Raw genomic sequence first — 18530 nt, 5'->3', positions numbered from 1 at the left:
GCGGCAACGATTCCGATCACCACTCAGTACAAAAGCTGTCATACAGCTGGAGATCAACGGTCAGGAGCAGGGTCTGAAACGGGCCCCCGATTGGCCGGATTGTTCAGGATTGGGCATGCCGTTGCCCTGTCCCGGAAAACGCCGATGCCCTGTCGGGGAGCGGCGGTCCGCCCGACCCGTGGAGAGTTACCCTGCGTCAGTGATGGACAGTCCCGTACCTCCCCACCCGCCCGAGCCGCGCCCACGTCGTCGTGACCGCCATGGCCGCGGCATGCGGGGGCCCGTCGCCCCGCCGCAGGTGCCGCTCTCGGCCAGCAGGGCGGAGAACTTCCGCGATCTCGTGCAGGACTCGGTGGAACGGCTGGAACGGCGCTGGCCGCAGCTGGCCGACGTCGACTTCATGGTGCTCGACGTGCCGGGGACACAGGAGGAGACCGTGCCGCTGGGGCGGGCGGTCTCCGCGGAGAAGGGCCGGCCCGCGCAGATCGTGGTCTACCGGCGGCCCGTCGAGATCCGCACCAAGAACCGCGACGAGCGCGCCCTGCTGGTCCACGAGGTCGTGGTGGAGCAGGTCGCGGAGCTGCTCGGGCTCGCGCCGGACTCCGTGGATCCGCGGTACGGGCAGGAGTAGCGCCGGCCGTACGGACGGGAGCCCGGTGTCCCGGCCCCCGCCCGTACCGCCCGCTCAGTCGTCGAGGACCGAGAGGTCCTGCTCGGCCGCGGGGACCTCGACCGTTCCGAGGTCGTCCGGCAGGGTCTGCACGGTGAACATCTGGACGCCGTCCTGCGTGAGGGTGAGCGTGCGTGCGGCGTGGACCGGGCCGCCCGACTCCGTCTCCACCGTCAGGGCGTAGCCGCCCTTGAGGCCGGACGGTACGGGCGGGGTGACCGCCAGCGTCGTACCGCCCTTGACCGTGTACTTCTTGACGGCCTGTTCGCCGCCCCCGCTGCCCGCCGACGCGGTGACCTTGACGGTGGCGGTGGCCCCCGGGGCGGTGAGCGAGAGGACCGAGCCCTTGTCCCGGTTGTCGGCCACGCTCGCCCGCGCGCCCACCGGGCCGGTCGCCGGGATGTAGCCGACCTCCTGCTTGCCGCCGGTGCCGCGGACCACGCGCAGTGCGGCGACCACCGGAGTGCCCTTCCCACCCTCGGGGGTCAGCAGCAGGGAGCCGGCCTCGCCCTTGGTGATGTCCTTCAGGTCGACACCCGCGGTCATCCGCGACTTGACGTGGATGGCCTCGTGCCCGACCGGGGAGATCGCGCCGGTCCTGCCGAGCAGTTTCACCTTCAGATCGGCGTCGCCGTCGCCCGGTGCGAAGACCACGAGACGGACCGAGGTGGCGTCCGCGGGGATGCCGGGGAGCACCAGGGTGCCCGTCGGGTCGGTGGAGGCGGCCAGCCAGTCGCTGCCGGTCCCCTCGTCCGCGGTCCTGACGACCGCGCCGACGCGTCCGGTACGGGTGGTGACGTGCACGGTCACGTCCTCGGCGGCCTTGCTCGTCAGCGTGGAGATCAGGACCGGCACGCTGGAGCGGGCGGGCACCGTGATGCCCTCGCCGACATCGGACTTCAGGGAGCCGTCCGGACCGTACAGCTCGATGTCGGCGACGGCCGCGGTGTCGTCCGGGTTGGTCAGATGGACGTAGTCCTCGCGGGTCTTCGCGGTGCTCGCGGCCGGGAACCAGAAGTCCGTGCCGGGCCCGGTGCAGCTGACGCCGAGCAGGCCGCGGGCGCCGCCCGCCTCCACCATGGTGGTCTGCTGGGTGGTCCAGCCGGGGGCCAGGCGGCCGGTGGCGGTGCCGACCAGCGCGGGGGCGTCGGCGCCGGACACCTCGGCGGTGGCCGGTTTGCCGGGCTCCTTGAGCGAGATGACCGGCTTTCCGGAATCCGCCTTCTTCTTGCCCTTCTCGTCCTTCCCACCCTTCTTCCCGCCGCCGGCCGCGGTGGCGGTGGAGTTGTACAGTTCGGCCGCGCCGGCCTCGCCGCCACTGCCGCCCGCCGGGGTGACTGAGGTGTAGGTCGTCTCCGCCAGGTCCGAGAGGCCGGGGGCCGGGCAGAGCAGGCTGGACCGTTCCACCGGCAGCCGTGCGGCGGCCTTCGCCGGTGCCGCGTCCACGTCGCCGGGCGCGGTGAGCGCGGCGAATCCGGTGACGGCGGCGAGGGCGACGGTGCCCGCGATGAGGGACAGGCTGGTGGACTTCACTCGGACTCGCCTCGCGATGCGTTGCCGGTCGGCCACGGGTTCTGGCCCGGGGCGGGGTTCTCGTCGGGGTTCTGCGGGTCGTACTGGCCCTGCGGTGCGCCCTGCTGCCCGTAGTGGGCCTGGGGGTCGTACGGGGCCTGGGGGTCGTACGAGGTCTGGGCCTGGGCCTGCGGGTCGTACTGCTGCTGCGCGGCGTAGCCGTACGGGTCGTAGGTGTTCTGCTGGTACGGATCGGCGGCGAGGTGGTCCTGCTGCGTGCCGTACTGGCCGTTCTGCTGCGGGGCGTACTGACCATCCTGGTACTGGCCGGTCTGGTACTGCTCGCCCTGGTACTGCTGGTAGCCGGCGTCCTGGTACTGCTGCGCGTCCCATTCGCCGTACTGCTGCTGCGGCATCGCCGCGTACTGGCCGGTGTCGGCCTGCGGGGCGAAGGTGTCCTGGTCGTCGGCCTGCTGGACGAAGGCGTCCCGGTCGTCGGCCTGCGGGGCGAAGGTGTCCTGGTCGTCGCTCCCGTGCGGTTGCGGCTCGGCGGTCTGCTCGGCGGGGGTGTGCTCCCCCGCCTGCTGGGCCGGGATGTACTGACTCGCCGCGTCCGGTGCCTCCTCGGCCGGACCGTTCCCGGCCGGCTCGGCCTCCACCTCCGCCTGCGCGGCCGCGCGCAGCCTGCGGGCCCGGCGCCCCTCGCCGGCGACCGGCTCCGCGGGGACCGGCACGGTCTCCTCGGGAAGGTCGTCGTCGATCTCCCGGCGACGGCCGGGCAGGGCGAGGACCAGCAGGACGACGGCCAGCGCGGACTGGGCCCAGATCCAGGCGGTGTGGGTGAGCGGGGTGTCGTACGTGAGGTCCAGCGTGCCGCCCTCGGCGGGGAGCTCGAAGCCCTGGGCCCAGCCGTCGACGGTCTTCGGGGTCAGCGTCCGGCCGTCGAGCGTGGCCTGCCAGCCGGGGTCGGCGGCGTCCGCGATCCGCAGCACGCGGCCGGAGCCGCCCGCCGGGATCCTGGTGTGCGCCTCGACGGGGAGGGAGCCGACGGGCAGCGGTTCCCCGTCGGTGCCGGACGGGACGATCATGACTCGGGCGACCTGGCGGTCGACCCGCCACAGCGCGCTGCCGTCCAGCTGGCTCAGCCGGCTGAGCCCCGGGGTCGAGTCGAGTACCCGGCTCATCTCCTTCGGAGCGCCGTCGCGGACCAGTACGTAACGGATCGCGAAACCGCTGAGCTGGCTGCCCTGGTCGGCTCCGGAGCCCGCGACCAGGTTGGCGACGACCTTGTCGAGGTGGCTGTTGCTGCCGCCCGCCTCGACCAGCTCGGCGTCACCGAGCCGCGCTCCGGAGCCGCGTACCAGGGTGTACGAGACGGCGGCGGGCGAGGTACCGCCGAGGACCAGGGTGCGCGGCTGGTCCCGGGTGGTGCTCTCCTCCGCCACGAACGCGGGCACCTGCACCGGGTCGCGGCGCTCCAGCGGGCCCGCCGCGCCACTGATCATCCAGCCCGCGGCGGCCAGCGCCGGGGCGAGCGCGGCGGCGAGGGCGATCAGCACGGCGACCGGCTGCCGCCAGCCGAAGCTGAGCTCGGCGACGCGTACCCGGGCACCGTCCGCGCCGACCAGCGCGGCGGCGATCAGCGCGATGCCGTAGACCAGGGTGGCGGGACCGGCCCAGCCCGAGCCGTTGGCCAGCGCGGCGAAGACCAGCGCCACGAGCGCGACCGCCCACGCGGTGCGTACCGCGAACTGCCGCTCCCCGCGCAGCAGCGCGGCCAGTGCGGCGAGCACGATGCCGAGCAGCAGCACACTGCCCGCCGCCTTGGGGCCGCCGGGGCTGATGGAGAGCAGGTCGAGCGCGGAGGCCGTGCCCGTACCGATGTCCAGGCCCGCCTCCTTCAGGAAGCCGGACGGGCTGGTGAGGAGCGAGAGCGACCAGGGCGCGAGAACGAGCAGCGGGGTGCCGATCGCGGCGAGGAAGCGGAGTCCGTACGCGGCGATGTCGTCGCGGCGCAGGGCGAGCACACCGATGCCGAGGACCGCGGCGAGCGGCCAGACGATCGGTGTGAACGCCATCACGAAGGTGAGGAGCAGGGCGTACGCCCAGGTGGCACGCCAGCTGCCGCGGGCGTCACCAGTGGCTCGCATGCCGTACGCGGAGACGGCGGTACGGGCGATCAGCGGGAGCAGCACGGCCAGCACGGCGGTGCCGAGACGGCCGGTCGCCAGGGCGCCGGTCGCGGCGGGCAGGAAGGCGTACGCGATGCTCGCCCAGGCCCGCAGCAGTCTCGATTCGAGCAGCGGCCGGGAGGCGAAGTACGCGGTGAGTCCGGCGAGCGGTACGGAGCAGACCAGCAGCAGGGTGAGCGCGAAGCCGGTCGAGCCGAGGAAGAGCGCGGACAGGGCCGAGAGCACGGCGAGGTAGGGCGGCGCGGCCTGCGTGCCGCCGGTGCCGACCGTGTGCCAGCCGTCCGCGTACTTGCTCCACAGGTCGGAGACGTCGGCGGGGGCGGGCAGCAGTGCGCCGCCGGTCAGCGACCCGCCGCCGAGCAGGCCGCGGCAGGCGACGAGCGAGACGAGGAGCAGGACGGCGAAGAGCACCGGGCCCGGCTTGCGCCCGATCCGCTTGAGCCGCGCGAACTGCTCGATCTCCAGGAAGTCCGCGTCGTCGCCACCGGGACCGGACTCCACGGCGCCGTGCCGGGAGCCGCCCGCGTCGGCGTCGGAGCCGCTGCCGAAGTTCCCGGCGACCTGATCGACGGTGGCGCGGACGGTGGCACCGGGCGGCGGGAAGAGGCCGCGCAACTCGGCCTGGTCGACGGCTCCCTTGCCGCGGCTGCGCCGGGCCGAGAGGATCCGCCCGGGGCGCAGCAGGGTGCCGAAGAGCCCGGCGACCTCGTCGACGGCCTGGCCGGGCACCTTGCCGACGAGATACGCGAGGGTGCGCAGCAGGGTCCCCAGGACGAGCCGGAGCATCACCCAGGGCAGTACCTTGGCGCGGGCGTTGACCAGCATCGTGTAGACGGCGCCGGCCTTGTCGACGCGGTGCGGGGAGGCGACGGAGCGCCCCGCGCAGTCGATGGGGCGGCGCTCGCGGGCGGAGGCCTCGGCGTGCCTGAGGACGGCGTCGGGGGCGACGAGCACCCGGTGTCCCGCGACGTGCGCGCGCCAGCACAGGTCGACGTCGTCACGCATCAGGGGGAGCCTGCGGTCGAACCCGCCGAGCTCCTCCCAGATGTCACGGCGGATCAGCATGCCGGCGGTGGAGACGGAGAGCACGGTACGGACCTGGTCGTGCTGGCCCTGGTCCTGCTCGCGGCGGTCGAGTCCGGTCCAGCGGCGTCCGCTGTTGGCGATGGAGACACCGACCTCCAGCAGCTGCTTGCGGTCGTACCAGCCGCGCAGCTTGGGGCCGACGATCGCGGCGTGCGGATCTGCGTCGACGACGCGCAGCAGTTCGGCGAGCGCGTCGGGCTCGGGTGCACAGTCGTCGTGGAGCAGCCAGAGCCACTGCACCGGTTCGCCGTGCGGCAGTTCGGGCAGGTCGTAGGCGTCGTCGCGCCAGCTCCGGCTGACGGGGTCCCAGCTGCTGGGGCGCTTCAGGTACGGCAGGTCCTCGGGGGTGAGGGCGCCGGCCGTGCGGGTGGCCTCGTCGACGGCGGTGCCGAAGCTCGTACGGCGCGCGAGGTGCAGGACCCGTTCGGCGCCGAGCGCCTCGGTGACCAGCCGCGCGGAGTCGTCGGCGCTTCCGGTGTCGGCGGCGACGACGTTCTGTACGGGGCGTTCCTGCCCGAGCAGCCCGGCGAGCGCGTCGGGCAGCCAGCGTGCGCCGTCGTGGGAGACGAGCACGGCGGTGACGACATGCCGGGGGAACTCTGGGGCGGCGGCGGCCGCGTACGGCGCCGCCGATTGGCTGTGCACGGACATCGAGGTACGGGCCCTCCGGCCGGGTCCGGGGGGCGTCACCCCGGGGGCTGCATCGGTGTACACGCGCGCCCTGTCGGGGCGTTGGCGCGTCTCGGACGGGGCCCCACACTAACGGTACGGATAACCGCGGTGGCGCCGAGCGCTCGAACGGGGCCGCGGCCGGGCGGTGGTGGAGCCGCGGCGGATACGGCAATGGCCCGTCGTCTGCGGGCAGGGCGCAGGCGGCGGGCCATGGTCGGTCGCGGTCCGGGATGTCCGGTGTCGGGGTGTGCGGTTGCCAGGGTGTTCCGGCGATGAGGCGTTCTCGTCGCCGCAGGGCTCCGCGTTCAGACGGCGGCCTTCTTCAGGCGGCGCCGTTCACGTTCCGAGAGACCGCCCCAGATTCCGAAGCGTTCGTCATTGGAAAGGGCATATTCAAGGCACTCGGACCGGACTTCACAGGCGAGACAGACCTTCTTGGCCTCGCGGGTGGATCCGCCCTTCTCGGGGAAGAAGGACTCGGGATCGGTCTGGGCGCACAGTGCGCGCTCCTGCCAGCCGAGTTCCTCGTCCGCGTCCTCGACCAGCAGTTGCTGGAACAGCTCGGTCATGTGCGCCCCTCGTCTGTCTCTTGCGTCCCCGTGATGCAGCCGTTACTGATTGCGGCCGAACGACACGAGTGAAATTACAAGTGTGTAGCTCCGGGCCAGTCAAGCGAAGATCTGCTATTGGCCCAGGTATTCACTCTGCGGAACCAAGCGTATGCGAAAAGTGTGCAAATCACCAAAAACCTGACATATGCCATGGGCCTCACCGCGCCCCCGCTTCCCACCGAGTGGGACGACCGGAGCCATCCCGATGTTTCGATTCGATCACCGAAGCGACCAAGATCACAGTCGGGTCACGGGAGCTCAACGAGGTTTGGGGGCACGGTCGATGCGCCACATCTCCGTCGCGGCGGCCGCATAAACCTTTCTCCGCCTCCACTAACCGGATGAGGTGAAACATTACCCCCAAATCGGGCATTGGGTTGACAGCGGCGGATCCAGCCGGTCTCCTTTGATGCATGCCAGCGACCGCCGCGATGTACGCCACCCACGTCCGTGGGTTCCGCACCGCTGTCCAGGCCCGCTGTTGCTGTTCCAGCTGTCACAGCTGTTGATGCCCCCAGGGCACCGGCTCTGATCCAGCTCCTCTCGCAGAGCTTCTCCGCAGCACTTCCGTTTCCGCAGGACTTCTTCATCCGCGCTCCTCCGCGCGGCCGAGGTCCTCCGGGCTCCGCGACACCCCGCACACGCACCCCCCCCCTGCCGAGGAACCACCTCACCCATGAACAGCGACAGCGACCTTCAGATCGCCGGCGACATCCTTGAGGTCCAGCACCTCCTCCAGCCGGCCCGCGAGCACCCTTCCACCGTGGCCGAGTTCGTCGGACTCGCCCGCACCATCGCCGCCGACCGTGCCCAGTGGGCACCGCTCGTCCGGTACGACACCACCACCCGCTGGTACCACCGGCTGCGCACCGGACTCGGCTACGAGGTCTGGCTGCTCAGCTGGGTGCCCGGCCAGGGCAGCGGGCTCCACGACCACGGCCGGTCCTCCGGTGTGCTGACCGTCCTGGACGGCCGGTTGACCGAGCGCACCGAGCGCACCACCCGCGCGCTGGACGCGGGTGCGCAGCGGGTCTTCGCGCCCGGCTATGCGCACGAGGTGGTCAACGACTCCCTCGAACCGGCCGTCAGTCTGCACATCTACTACCCGGGTCTGACCGAGATGCCGATGCACGCGGCGCAGTGCGCCCCGGCGGCCGTGGATGTCGTACCCGCCTGACAGCCCACCCGTCGCCCACCACCGCCCCCGCAAGGATCAGGCTGCGCCTGACAGACTGTCTGCATGCGCATTGTGGTTCTGGCCGGCGGTATCGGTGGTGCTCGTTTCCTGCGTGGCCTCAAGCAGGCCGCGCCCGACGCGGACATCACGGTGATCGGCAACACCGGTGACGACATCCATCTGTTCGGGCTGAAGGTCTGCCCCGACCTCGACACCGTGATGTACACGCTCGGCGGTGGCATCAACGAGGAGCAGGGCTGGGGGCGTACGGACGAGAGCTTCCACGTCAAGGAGGAGCTCGCGGCGTACGGCGTGGGGCCGGAGTGGTTCGGGCTCGGCGACCGTGATTTCGCGACGCACATCGTCCGCACGCAGATGCTGGGCGCGGGCTATCCGCTGAGCGCCGTCACCGAGGCGCTCTGCGCGCGCTGGAAGCCGGGGGTCCGGCTGCTGCCGATGTCCGACGACCGGGTCGAGACGCATGTCGCGGTCGACATGGACGGCGAGCGCAGAGCGATCCACTTCCAGGAGTACTGGGTGAAGCTGCGTGCCTCCGTCGAGGCGCAGGCGATCGTGCCGGTCGGCGCCGAGCAGGCGAAGCCGGCTCCGGGAGTGCTGGAGGCCATCGCCGAGGCCGACGTGATCCTCTTCCCGCCGTCCAACCCCGTCGTGTCGGTGGGGACGATTCTTGCCGTGCCCGGGATCCGGGAGGCCATCGCCGAGGCCGGGGTGCCGGTCGTCGGCCTCTCCCCCATCGTCGGGGACGCGCCCGTGCGCGGCATGGCGGACAAGGTGCTCGCTGCGGTGGGCGTCGAGTCGACTGCGTCGGCCGTGGCCACGCACTACGGTTCCGGGCTGCTCGACGGCTGGCTCGTCGACACGGTGGACGCCGGGGCGGTCGGCGAGGTGGAGGCCGCGGGCATCCGCTGCCGTTCCGTGCCGCTGATGATGACCGATGTCGACACGACGGCCGAGATGGCCCGGCAGGCGCTGGTGCTGGCCGAGGAGGTACGGGCGTGAGCGCCGACGCGGCCTCCGGTGCGGCGCCCTCGTACCGGGTCTGGGCGCTGCCCGGGATGCCCGAGGTGCGGGCCGGGGACGACCTGGCGAAGCTGATCGCCGCGACCGGACCGGGTCTGGTCGACGGTGATGTCCTGCTGGTCACCTCGAAGATCGTCTCCAAGGCGGAGGGCCGGATCGTCGAGGCGACCGACCGGGAGGCGGCGATCGACGCCGAGACGGTCCGGGTGGTGGCGCGGCGCGGCGCGCTGCGGATCGTCGAGAACCGGCAGGGTCTGGTCATGGCCGCGGCCGGGGTCGACGCCTCGAACACCCCCGCCGGGACGGTGCTGCTGCTGCCCGAGGACCCGGACGCCTCGGCGCGGGCGATCCGCGACGGGCTGCGGGACACGCTCGGCGTCGAGGTCGGGGTCGTCGTCACGGACACCTTCGGGCGCCCGTGGCGCAACGGACTGACCGATGTGGCGATCGGGGCGGCCGGGGTCCGGGTGCTGGACGATCTGCGCGGCGGCACGGACGCGTACGGCAATGCGCTCAGCGCCACCGTGGTCGCCACCGCCGACGAGCTGGCCTCGGCCGGTGATCTGGTCAAGGGCAAGGCGGACGGGCTGCCCGTCGCGGTCGTGCGGGGGCTCGGTCATGTGGTGGACCCGGCGGACACCGCGGGCGGCGCTCGGGCCATGGTGCGGGTCGCGGCCGACGACATGTTCCGGCTCGGCACGTCGGAGGCGGTACGGGAAGCGGTGACCCTGCGGCGTACGGTGCGCGAGTTCACCGACGAACCGGTGGACCCGGGTGCGGTGCGGCGGGCCGTGGCCGCGGCGGTGACGGCGCCCGCGCCGCATCACACGACGCCGTGGCGGTTCGTCCTGCTGGAGTCCGAGGGGTCGCGGACCCGGCTGCTCGACGCGATGCGGGACGCGTGGATCGAGGATCTGCGACGTGACGGCAGGAGCGAGGAGTCGATCGCCAAGCGGGTGCGGCGGGGCGATGTGCTGCGCCGGGCACCGTATCTGGTGGTGCCGTGTCTGGTGATGGACGGCTCCCACGCGTACGGGGACGAGCGGCGGGACACGGCGGAGCGCGAGATGTTCGTGGTCGCCGCGGGGGCCGGCATCCAGAACTTCCTGGTGGCGCTGGCGGGTGAGCAGCTGGGCTCGGCGTGGGTGTCGTCGACGATGTTCTGCCGCTCCGTGGTGCGCGAGGTGCTGGACCTGCCGGGGACGTGGGATCCGCTGGGGGCGGTGGCCGTGGGGCGCGCGGCGGCCGAACCCGCGGCGCGGCCGGGGCGGGACGCGGAGGCGTTCGTCGAGGTGCGCTGAGAGCCTGTCGGGTGACCTCGGATCGGATAGCGGACGCGGTCTGGTGCGTGCGATTCCAAGGCGGAGGAGGGAGGCGACGCGGAGCGTTGGCGACCGACGACAACGCGGGAAGCGTGCGTGCCAGGGCGTGGCCGCCCGGTCGGAGGTCACCCGACAGGCTCTGAGGCGGGGGCGCTCCGGGAGCCGGGCCGGGGCGGGCGGCTCTACAGGCGGGCGATGTCGCCCCGGGTCATGCGCGGGGCGCGGCGGGCCGGGGTGTGGCCCGACAGCAGGATGAGGCGGGTCACCCGGTGGCGCTGGCCCTCGTACGGGGCCAGGAGGGTCAGCATCTCCTCGTCGTCGGCGTCCCGGTTGCCCGCCAGGGCGTGGCCGACGATGCCGGGGAGGTGGAGGTCGCCGACGGTGACTGCGTCCGCGGCGCCGTTCGAGCGCTGGAGCGTCTCGGCGGAGGTCCAGGGGCCGATGCCGGGGATCAGTTCCAGGCGGGCCATGGCCTCGGGCAGCTCCATGGCAGCCGCCTCCTCCATGCGGCGGGCCACGCGTACCGCGCGCAGGATCGTGCCCGAGCGTTTGGCGTCGACGCCCGCGCGGTGCCATTCCCAGGACGGGATCAGGGACCAGGTGCGGGCGTCCGGCATGACGTGGAGACCCAGCGCGGTGAACGCGGCGTGGTCCGTGGGGCCGGGCGCCGAGGTGCCGTGCTTCCGGACCAGGAGGCGCCAGGCACGGTAGGCCTCGTCCGTGGTGACCTTCTGTTCCAGGATCGACGGGATCAGGGACTCCATGACCAGGCCGGTGCGCAGCAGGCGCAGGCCGGGGCGGTGGTGCCGGGTCAGGGCGAGCAGGCGGTGGCGCGGGCGGAAGGCGTCCGGGTCGTCCGTCGCGCCGAGCAGCGTCGGGAGCCGGTCCAGCAGCCACGGTGCGCCGGGGCCCCAGGCCGCCGCGTCGATCCGGCCGCCCCGGGCGGTGAGGCGGAGGGTGCCGGGGCCCGCGGGTGTGCGGCTGGCCCGCCAGACCGTGCCGTCCCCGGTCATCCGGAACGTGGGGTCGGCGGGGCCGCGGCGCAGTGGCCCGACGACCAGGCGCAGGTCGAGCGGGCCGGGCGGGGTCCACTCACGGGTCAGCGCGTCCGCCGCCGGAGCCGCCGCCTGGTGCGGGACGGCCGCGCGGGGTGCGCTGCGGGGTGCGAATCGTCCTGCCACGGTGAGGTCCTCGGTCGTCGGGGTGCCTGTCGAGGGTAAGCGCTGCGGCCGGTGTCCGGCTGTTCGTCGGTCCGCGCCGTTCGCGGGACCGCTTCCCGCTATGCGTCGGAGGAGAAGCGCACCGCCGCGTCCGGGAGGACCGCCCCGCACCAGACGCGGATGCCGTCACGCAGTTCGTTGTCGGCGCCGACCCGGGCCCCGTCCCCGACGACCGCGCCGGTGAGCACCGTACGGCTGCCGATCCGGGCGCCGGCTCCGACCAGCGAGTCCTTGATCACGGCTCTTGGTCCGACGACCGCGCCGGCCAGTATCGCGGAGCCGTCGATCCGGGCTCCCTCGCCGATCAGGGCGCCCTCTCCGACCACCGTACCGCCGCTGATCTTGGCATCGGTGGCGACCGAGGCCGTCGGAAGCACGAGCCCGTCGCCGCATCGGCCGGGCACGGCCGGGGACGGGGCGCGGCCCAGGACCAGATCGGCGGAGCCGCGTACGAAGGCCTGCGGGGTGCCGAGGTCCAGCCAGTACGTGGAGTCGACCATGCCCTGGAGGTGCGCTCCGGAGGCGAGCAGCCCGGGGAAGGTCTCGCGCTCGACGGAGACGGGGCGGCCGGCCGGGATGGTGTCGATGACCGAGCGGCGGAAGATGTACGCCCCGGCGTTGATCTGGTCGGTGACGATCTCCTCGGGCGTCTCGGGCTTCTCCAGGAACGCGGTGACCCGGCCGCTGCCGTCCGTCGGTACGAGGCCGAAGGCGCGCGGGTCCTCGACCCGGGTGAGGTGGAGGGAGACATCCGCTCCGGAGCTCGTGTGCGAGGCGACCAGCGACCGGATGTCCAGGCCGGTGAGGATGTCGCCGTTGAAGACGAGCACCGGGTCGTCCGGGCCCGCGCTCAGCCGGGACGCGACGTTGCGTATCGCTCCGCCGGTGCCGAGCGGTTCGCGTTCGGTGACGTACTCGATGTGGAGGCCGAGCGACGAGCCGTCGCCGAAGTACGGTTCGAAGACCTCCGCCAGGTACGACGTCGCGAGCACGATGTGCTCGACCCCGGCTGCCCTGGCGCGCGCCAGCTGGTGGGTGAGGAACGGAACGCCCGCTGCCGGAACCATGGGCTTGGGCGTGTGCACCGTGAGCGGGCGCAGCCGGGTTCCCTTTCCGCCGACCAGGAGGATCGCTTCTTTTGCCTCTGTCACAGCACTGACTCTGCTTCCTGCTGGGGCCTGGCCTGGTTTCGGCTGGCCAGTGTATGCAGACCGGTTCGGTCGTCCCCGGTCAGCGGCCCGCAGCAGCCTTTGGTTCCGTTTAGCGGCCCTGGAGCTTGGCGGAGCTGGTCCGGGCCGAGCCGAGCTTCTTGTAGAGACGCGCTCCGGGGCATTCGGTTACGAAGCCGTCCCGGTGGCCGGAGATGACGTTGAGTCTGACCTTCTTGCCCTTCTTGTACTTGTTCCCGCCGCCCGAGACGAGCGTGGTCCTGCCGCGCGGGTTGGCGCCGAACAGACCGAGCTTCCAGGCGGTGAGCTTCGCGACGGCGTTCACCGCGGCGGCGGGCGGGTTCGACCTGGTGAAGGTCCCGAGCACCGCGATGCCCATGCTGTTGGTGTTGAAGCCGAGCGTGTGCGCTCCCAGGACGGCCCGCGTCACGCCTCCCGCACGTCCTTCGTAGATGTTTCCGCACTTGTCGACGGCGAAGTTGTAGCCGATGTCGCGCCAGCCGCTGCTCTTGACGTGGTAGCGGTAGATGCCGCGCAGGACCGAGGACGCCTGGGCGCACGTGTAGTTGTTGCCCGTGGCGCTGTGGTGGATGAAGGCGGCCTTGACCGTGCTGGTGTAGACGAAGGTGCGTTCCCTGAGCTTCTCGTCGGCGCCCCAGCCCTTGCGGGTGATGATGCGCGGACGGGGACCGATGTACGGCTGGGCGCCGGGTGCGAGGCCCGCTTCCGCCTCGCCCTGCGCCTCGGACGCCGCCTTGCCCAGGGCGGGGAGCACGCTCGGGGAGAAGGGGGTGGTGCGCCCTTCCGCGGCGGCCGGGGCGCCCGCCGTGGTTCCGGTTCCGGGACCGGTCGCGGCCTCGGTTTCGGCCTCGGTTTCGGCCTCGGCCTCGGCGTCCGTCGCGGGGAGCTGCTGCGGGTCCTTGCCCGGGTCGACGAGTTCGAGGCGCAGTCCGATCGGCAGCGGTACGGGGGAGGCGGTGCGGTCCTGCGGATCCGGGGCCTCGGGGCGTACGCGGACCGCGACGCCGTCCGAGTCGCCGACCCAGAGCGGGGCGGTGGAGCCCCGGACGGATCCGGATTCGCGCTCGGCGGTGCCGGGGTCGGCGGCGTGCTCGGCGTTGTGGGTCTCCAGGTCCTGCCAGTCCGACCAGTCACCGGTACCGGTGGCGCGGGTGCGGACCTGGACGGTGCCGTGGAGTTCGGCGTTCGCGTCGTCCCAGACGACGCCGACCAGGGAGAAGGGGCGGACCTCGCGTTCGGGCAGCCCCTGTTCGGGGGCCGCCGCGGCCCGGGTGGGTTCGCCGGTGGTCCGGCCGGACGGTGCCGGCAGGGTCCGCATCGGCAGGGACTGCGTCGAGCCCGGCACATCGGCGGGCTCGGCGGGCCCGGCCGACTCGGCGGGGACGGTGCGAGTGTCGGGGGCGGCGCCCGCGGGCACGGCCAGCGGCAGTACGAGAACGGCCGCGCAGGTGACACCTATCGAGGATGCAAGGAAGGCACGCATACGAATAATCCTGGGCATACTCCGGCAACTCCGGCCACCGGGGTGTGCCCGCGCAATTGACGGCCCGTCTGCCCATCCGGTGCATCCGGCACCCTTCACGCCCCGCCGGGCCGGTGGCCGCCGCGTACCCTTGCGCGGATGAACGCCACCGACCGCACCCCTGCCGACCTGCTGCGTTCCGCACTCGCCGCGGACCCGGCCCGCCCCTTGGTCACCTTCTACGACGACGCCACCGGAGAACGCGTCGAACTGTCGGTGGCCACCTTCGCCAATTGGGTGGCCAAGACCGCCAACCTCCTGCAGGGCGACCTCGCCGCCGGACCGGGCGACCGGCTCGCGCTTCTGCTGCCCGCGCACTGGCAGTCCGCGGTCTGGCTGCTCGCCTGTTCCTCGGTCGGCGTGATCGCCGATGTGCAGGGCGACCCGGCCGGAGCCGACCTCGTCGTCAGCGGCCCGGACACCCTGGAGGCCGCGCGCGCCTGCCGCGGCGAGCGAGTCGCCCTGGCGCTGCGCCCGCTGGGCGGCAGGTTCCCGCAGGCGCCCGAGGGTTTCGCGGACTACGCGGTCGAGGTGCCGAGCCAGGGCGACCGGTTCGCACCGTTCGCCCCCGTGGACCCGGACGCCCCCGCGCTGGCGGTGGACGGCGTCGAGCTGACATCGGCGCAGCTGGTGGCGCGGGCCCGCGAGGATGCCGACGGGCTCGGCCTGTCCGCCGGATCGCGGCTGCTCACGGGACGTACGTACGACACCTGGGAGGGGCTGAGCGCGGGGCTGTTCGCGCCGCTGGCCGCCGGGGGGTCCGTGGTCCTGTGCCGGCACCTGGATCGGCTGGGCGAGGAAGGGCTGGCGAAGCGTGTGGAGAGCGAGCGGGTCACCAACAGCGCGGTATGACAAGCACGCTGAGGACCACTCTTCCGGCCCACATCGCGTCGAGTCCTCGGGGGCTGCACCTCAACTCCGGTACATGATCGGCGTTACGGACCACCAAGGACACAACCAAGCGTGAGGTTCAGCCGTCTACTCCTGCGACCGGCGGCCCGACGCGCCGCCGAACGTGAAGGATGGACGCAGACGTGAGCGAAAGTGCCGGCCCGCCGGACGACCCGGCGGCGGGCGGGGACAAGTCGCGGTCCGGGAACGGATCGGGCGCCACCCCGGTAACCGGAGCCGGGCACCGGCACCACTGGCTGCGCTGGACCGCGCTCGGCGCCTCGTTCGTCGTCCTGGTCGCGGCGGGTGTCGGCTGGTGGCTGTACCGGAAGCTCGACGGCAACATCAGGACCGACACGTCCGCCGCCGCCGAACTCAAGGCGTACGAACGGGAGCGGCCCGCCTCCGTGGTGCACGACGCGGAGAACATCCTGCTCATCGGCTCGGACAGCCGGGCCGGCGACAACCGCAAGTACGGCCGTGACGACGGCGGCAGCCAGCGCTCGGACACCACGATCCTGCTCCACCTCGCCGCGGACCGGAAGAGCGCCACCGCGATGTCCCTGCCGCGCGATCTGATGGTGCAGATCCCGGTCTGCCACAGCTCGGACGGCACGGCCACGAAGAAACAATTCGCCCAGTTCAACTGGGCCTTCGAGTTCGGTGGCACCGCCTGCACGATCCGTACGGTCGAGAAGATGACCGGCGTCCGGATCGACCACCACATGGTCGTCGACTTCAATGGCTTCAAGGACATGGTCGACGCCGTGGACGGTGTCGAGGTCTGCCTCAAGAAGCCGGTCGACGACGCGGACGCCCATCTGAAGCTCCCCGCCGGGCGCCAGAAGCTCGACGGCGAGCAGGCACTGGGGTACGTACGGGCCCGCAAGTCGATCGGCAACGGCAGCGACACCGAACGGATGGACCGCCAGCAGCAGTTCCTGGGCGCGCTGGTGAACAAGGTCCAGAGCGACGGCGTGCTGCTCAATCCGACCCGTCTCTACCCGGTGCTGGACGCGGCCACCAAGGCGCTGACCACCGACCCGGGGCTGGACAGCCTCAAGGACCTGTACGAGCTGGTGCGCGGCATGCGCAACGTCCCGACCGACAAGGTGCAGTTCCTGACCGTGCCCCGGCAGCCGTACGCCGCCAACCGGAACCGGGACGAACTCGTACAGCCTGATGCGAACCGGCTCTTCAAGCGGCTGCGCGACGACGATCCGGTCGCCGTGGTCCCGGCGGACCGGCTCAAGCGTGACGACGAGAAGAACAACGGGAAAAACAATGCCGCGACCGATACCCCGGACGCTTCGGGCCCCAGCCCCACACCCACTTATTCGGGCAACAACGCGGCGGCGGACCTGTGCAAGCAGTAAAGCAATTCCCAAACAGAAGCCGGTGATCGGCGTGTAATGAGCAGTATGACCAGTTGTAAGGACCGTGGAATTTGTCACGCACGTCGCTCGACGTGGAACAGGGCCGATAGTGTGACGCGATCCGGTGCTGCCGGCCACCAGGCCGCGCACTTCTGGAGCGAAAGATCGAGCGCCTGATCGGGGGAGGCGCCTCGCGTGGCACCGACGGAGGACTCAAGCAACCGTGGATGCGCAAAGCCGTGGGCGGGCGGACGGAATCGACCCCGCAGACCAGTGGGTACTCAACCCGCACACCGGCGATTACGAACTGCGACTGAATAATTCCGGAGGGGATTCGGGCGGCCCTTCCCGTACTTCCGGCGCGCGTGTCCCCAAAAGCAGAGGACCGGCCCGGGAGGACGGCGGCGGGCGCAGAGGCGCCTCCCGTGACGGCAGGGGCGAGCGCCGGAATCCGGCCCGCGACGGCCAGGGGTCCGGTTCGAACCGCGAGGTGCCGGGGCAGCGCAGCCGTCGTTCGGCCAACGGCCCGCGCGGCCAGGAGAGTTCCGGTCCGGGCGGCCCGGCGGGCCGCCGCAGCCGCAAGGCCCCCAAGGCCCGCCGCAAGAAGGCGCTGCTGTGGACGGGCGGCACGATGGCCTTCGTTCTGGTCGGCCTGTCGGTGGGTGGGTACGCGCTGTACCAGCATTTCAACGGCAACCTGAACACGGTCGACGTGGGCGGGGCCGGCAACAAGAACGTCTTCGACAACGACGCCCCGATCAACATCCTGATCATCGGTACCGACAAGCGCACCGGCAAGGGCAACGAGGGCTACGGCGACAAGGGCAGCGTGGGCCACGCCGACACCAACATCCTCTTCCACGTCTCCGAGGACCGCACCAACGCGACGGCGCTCAGCATCCCCCGCGACCTGATCACCGACATCCCGGACTGCAAGGTCAAGCAGCCGGACGGCTCGGAGAAAGTCGTCCCGGGTACGCCGAACGTCCGCTTCAACCAGAGCCTCGGCCAGGAGGGCCGTAACCCCGGCTGCACCATGGAGACGGTCAAGGAGATCACCGGCCTGAAGGTCGACCACTTCATGATGGTCGACTTCAACGCGGTGAAGGAGCTGTCCACGGCGGTCGGCGGGGTCGAGATCTGCCTGGCCAAGCCGGTCAATGACCCGGACTCGCACCTGGACCTGCCGGCCGGTGAGCACCGCATCCAGGGCGAGGACGCCCTGGCGTTCGTACGGACCCGGCACAGCTTCGGCAACCATGGCGACCTGGACCGGATCAGGGTCCAGCAGCAGTTCATCGCCTCGATGATCCGGCAGATGCAGTCGGACGACACCCTGACCAGCCCGACCAAGCTGTACAAGCTGGCGGACGCGGCGACTAGGGCACTCACCGTCGACACCGGCATCGGCACGGGGAAGAAGCTGGCATCGCTGGCCCAGGAGCTCAGCAAAGTCAACACGAAGAACATCACCTTCACCACGGTGCCGGTGCTCGACAACCCGGCCGAGAAAACACCGGTCACCGTCGTACTGAACCCGCCCAAGTCCGACCCGCTGTTCGCCATGATGCGCGACGACACCTCGCTGACCGAGGTGAAGTCGAAGAAGAAGGCCGCGAAGAGCAAGCAGGACGCGCTCCTCAAGGGCTCCAAGGCCGCCGCGGGCGACGTCCGCGTCGATGTGTACAACGGCGGCAAGGTCCCGGGAGCCGCGCAGGCGACGGTCGCCTGGCTGCAGAACGACCAGGGCGTACTCAAGTCCACGAACAAGGCGAACGCCCCGGCGAAGGCCGCGAAGACGACGCTGGAGTACGCGCCGAACCAGGCGGACCAGGCCCGCGCGCTGGCCGCCATGATGGGCCTGCCCGGCTCGGCCATGAAGAAGGGCACCACGGACGCCGAAGGGCTCCAGGCGATGGTGCTGACCCTGGGAAACGACTTCAAGGGCGCGGGCACGCCCATCGTCGGACCGGCAAAGGTGCCGGCCGACATTCAGCAAGCAAACGCCGACAAGGCAGAGTGCGCCAAGTGACACCGGGTCACTGCGC

General features: G+C 71.8%; 13 protein-coding genes. 7 read left to right on the top strand and 6 right to left on the bottom strand.

Translation table 11 applies throughout. The annotated features are described in order from the left end of the window. Window positions 1–202 precede the first annotated feature (202 nt). The gene (locus tag OG611_RS11960) at window positions 203–631 is read left to right on the top strand and encodes a metallopeptidase family protein (protein ID WP_266425795.1); all 429 of its coding nucleotides are present in this window, start codon (window positions 203–205) and stop codon (window positions 629–631) included. A gap of 54 nt (window positions 632–685) precedes the next feature. Here OG611_RS11960 and OG611_RS11955 read toward each other — a convergent pair whose 3' ends face one another. The 3 genes from OG611_RS11955 to OG611_RS11945 form a co-directional block, all read right to left on the bottom strand. Then, entirely contained in the window at window positions 686–2203 is a 1518-nt protein-coding gene (locus OG611_RS11955; RefSeq protein ID WP_266418462.1) for a DUF5719 family protein, read from the bottom strand. Further along, window positions 2200–6111 (bottom strand): glycosyltransferase family 2 protein, encoded by a 3912-nt coding sequence (locus OG611_RS11950; RefSeq protein ID WP_266418460.1) that lies wholly within the window; start codon window positions 6109–6111, stop codon window positions 2200–2202. Before OG611_RS11950 ends, OG611_RS11955 begins: the two co-directional genes overlap by 4 nt. A 326-nt stretch (window positions 6112–6437) precedes the next feature. After that, on the bottom strand, window positions 6438–6701 hold the full coding sequence (locus tag OG611_RS11945; RefSeq protein ID WP_030927001.1) for a WhiB family transcriptional regulator: 264 nt from the start codon (window positions 6699–6701) through the stop codon (window positions 6438–6440). 718 nt (window positions 6702–7419) lie between these two features. Here OG611_RS11945 and OG611_RS11940 point away from each other — a divergent pair. The 3 genes from OG611_RS11940 to OG611_RS11930 all read left to right on the top strand — a co-directional run bounded on the left by OG611_RS11940 (window position 7420) and on the right by OG611_RS11930 (window position 10262). Beyond that, entirely contained in the window at window positions 7420–7920 is a 501-nt protein-coding gene (locus tag OG611_RS11940) for a cysteine dioxygenase family protein (RefSeq protein ID WP_266418453.1), read from the top strand. Window positions 7921–7983: 63 nt separating this feature from the next. Continuing rightward, a complete protein-coding gene (gene cofD / locus OG611_RS11935) occupies window positions 7984–8940 on the top strand; it encodes a 2-phospho-L-lactate transferase (RefSeq protein ID WP_266418451.1) in 957 nt (318 codons plus the stop codon). Next, window positions 8937–10262 carry a coenzyme F420-0:L-glutamate ligase gene (locus OG611_RS11930; RefSeq protein WP_266418449.1) on the top strand — a complete coding sequence of 442 codons (1326 nt, stop codon included), beginning with the start codon at window positions 8937–8939 and terminating at the stop codon, window positions 10260–10262. Before cofD ends, OG611_RS11930 begins: the two co-directional genes overlap by 4 nt. A gap of 203 nt (window positions 10263–10465) precedes the next feature. Here OG611_RS11930 and OG611_RS11925 read toward each other — a convergent pair whose 3' ends face one another. From OG611_RS11925 to OG611_RS11915, 3 genes are all read right to left on the bottom strand, one after another. Continuing rightward, window positions 10466–11464 carry a DNA-3-methyladenine glycosylase gene (locus OG611_RS11925; RefSeq protein ID WP_266418447.1) on the bottom strand — a complete coding sequence of 333 codons (999 nt, stop codon included), beginning with the start codon at window positions 11462–11464 and terminating at the stop codon, window positions 10466–10468. A gap of 98 nt (window positions 11465–11562) precedes the next feature. Continuing rightward, window positions 11563–12654 (bottom strand): NDP-sugar synthase, encoded by a 1092-nt coding sequence (locus OG611_RS11920; protein ID WP_266418445.1) that lies wholly within the window; start codon window positions 12652–12654, stop codon window positions 11563–11565. A 109-nt stretch (window positions 12655–12763) separates the two neighbouring features. After that, on the bottom strand, window positions 12764–14176 hold the full coding sequence (locus tag OG611_RS11915; protein WP_266418444.1) for an N-acetylmuramoyl-L-alanine amidase: 1413 nt from the start codon (window positions 14174–14176) through the stop codon (window positions 12764–12766). A gap of 138 nt (window positions 14177–14314) precedes the next feature. On the opposite strand from OG611_RS11915, the gene OG611_RS11910 reads away from it, so the two are divergent. From OG611_RS11910 to OG611_RS11900, 3 genes are all read left to right on the top strand, one after another. Further along, window positions 14315–15067 (top strand): TIGR03089 family protein, encoded by a 753-nt coding sequence (locus tag OG611_RS11910; protein ID WP_266418442.1) that lies wholly within the window; start codon window positions 14315–14317, stop codon window positions 15065–15067. Between the two features lie 182 nt (window positions 15068–15249). Beyond that, window positions 15250–16482, top strand: coding sequence for an LCP family protein (locus OG611_RS11905; RefSeq protein ID WP_266418440.1), 1233 nt, complete (start codon window positions 15250–15252; stop codon window positions 16480–16482). Window positions 16483–16705: 223 nt separating this feature from the next. Continuing rightward, window positions 16706–18514 carry an LCP family protein gene (locus tag OG611_RS11900; protein WP_266418438.1) on the top strand — a complete coding sequence of 603 codons (1809 nt, stop codon included), beginning with the start codon at window positions 16706–16708 and terminating at the stop codon, window positions 18512–18514. Window positions 18515–18530 lie beyond the last annotated feature (16 nt).

The sequence above is a fragment of the Streptomyces sp. NBC_01363 genome, from assembly GCF_026340595.1.
Lineage (GTDB): Bacteria > Actinomycetota > Actinomycetes > Streptomycetales > Streptomycetaceae > Streptomyces.
Note: the sequence above shows the minus strand (reverse complement) of the source record. Positions and strands in the feature narration are given on the sequence as shown.

What these genes read in the sequence shown, in the direction of transcription:
- OG611_RS11910 (WP_266418442.1), top strand. Translation starts at nt 14,315, where the DNA reads ATGAACGCCACCGACCGCACCCCTGCCGACCTGCTGCGTTCCGCACTC.
- OG611_RS11950 (WP_266418460.1), bottom strand. Translation starts at nt 6,111, where the DNA reads ATGTCCGTGCACAGCCAATCGGCGGCGCCGTACGCGGCCGCCGCCGCC.
- cofD (WP_266418451.1), top strand. Translation starts at nt 7,984, where the DNA reads ATGCGCATTGTGGTTCTGGCCGGCGGTATCGGTGGTGCTCGTTTCCTG.
- OG611_RS11940 (WP_266418453.1), top strand. Translation starts at nt 7,420, where the DNA reads ATGAACAGCGACAGCGACCTTCAGATCGCCGGCGACATCCTTGAGGTC.
- OG611_RS11945 (WP_030927001.1), bottom strand. Translation starts at nt 6,701, where the DNA reads ATGACCGAGCTGTTCCAGCAACTGCTGGTCGAGGACGCGGACGAGGAA.
- OG611_RS11960 (WP_266425795.1), top strand. Translation starts at nt 203, where the DNA reads ATGGACAGTCCCGTACCTCCCCACCCGCCCGAGCCGCGCCCACGTCGT.
- OG611_RS11915 (WP_266418444.1), bottom strand. Translation starts at nt 14,176, where the DNA reads ATGCGTGCCTTCCTTGCATCCTCGATAGGTGTCACCTGCGCGGCCGTT.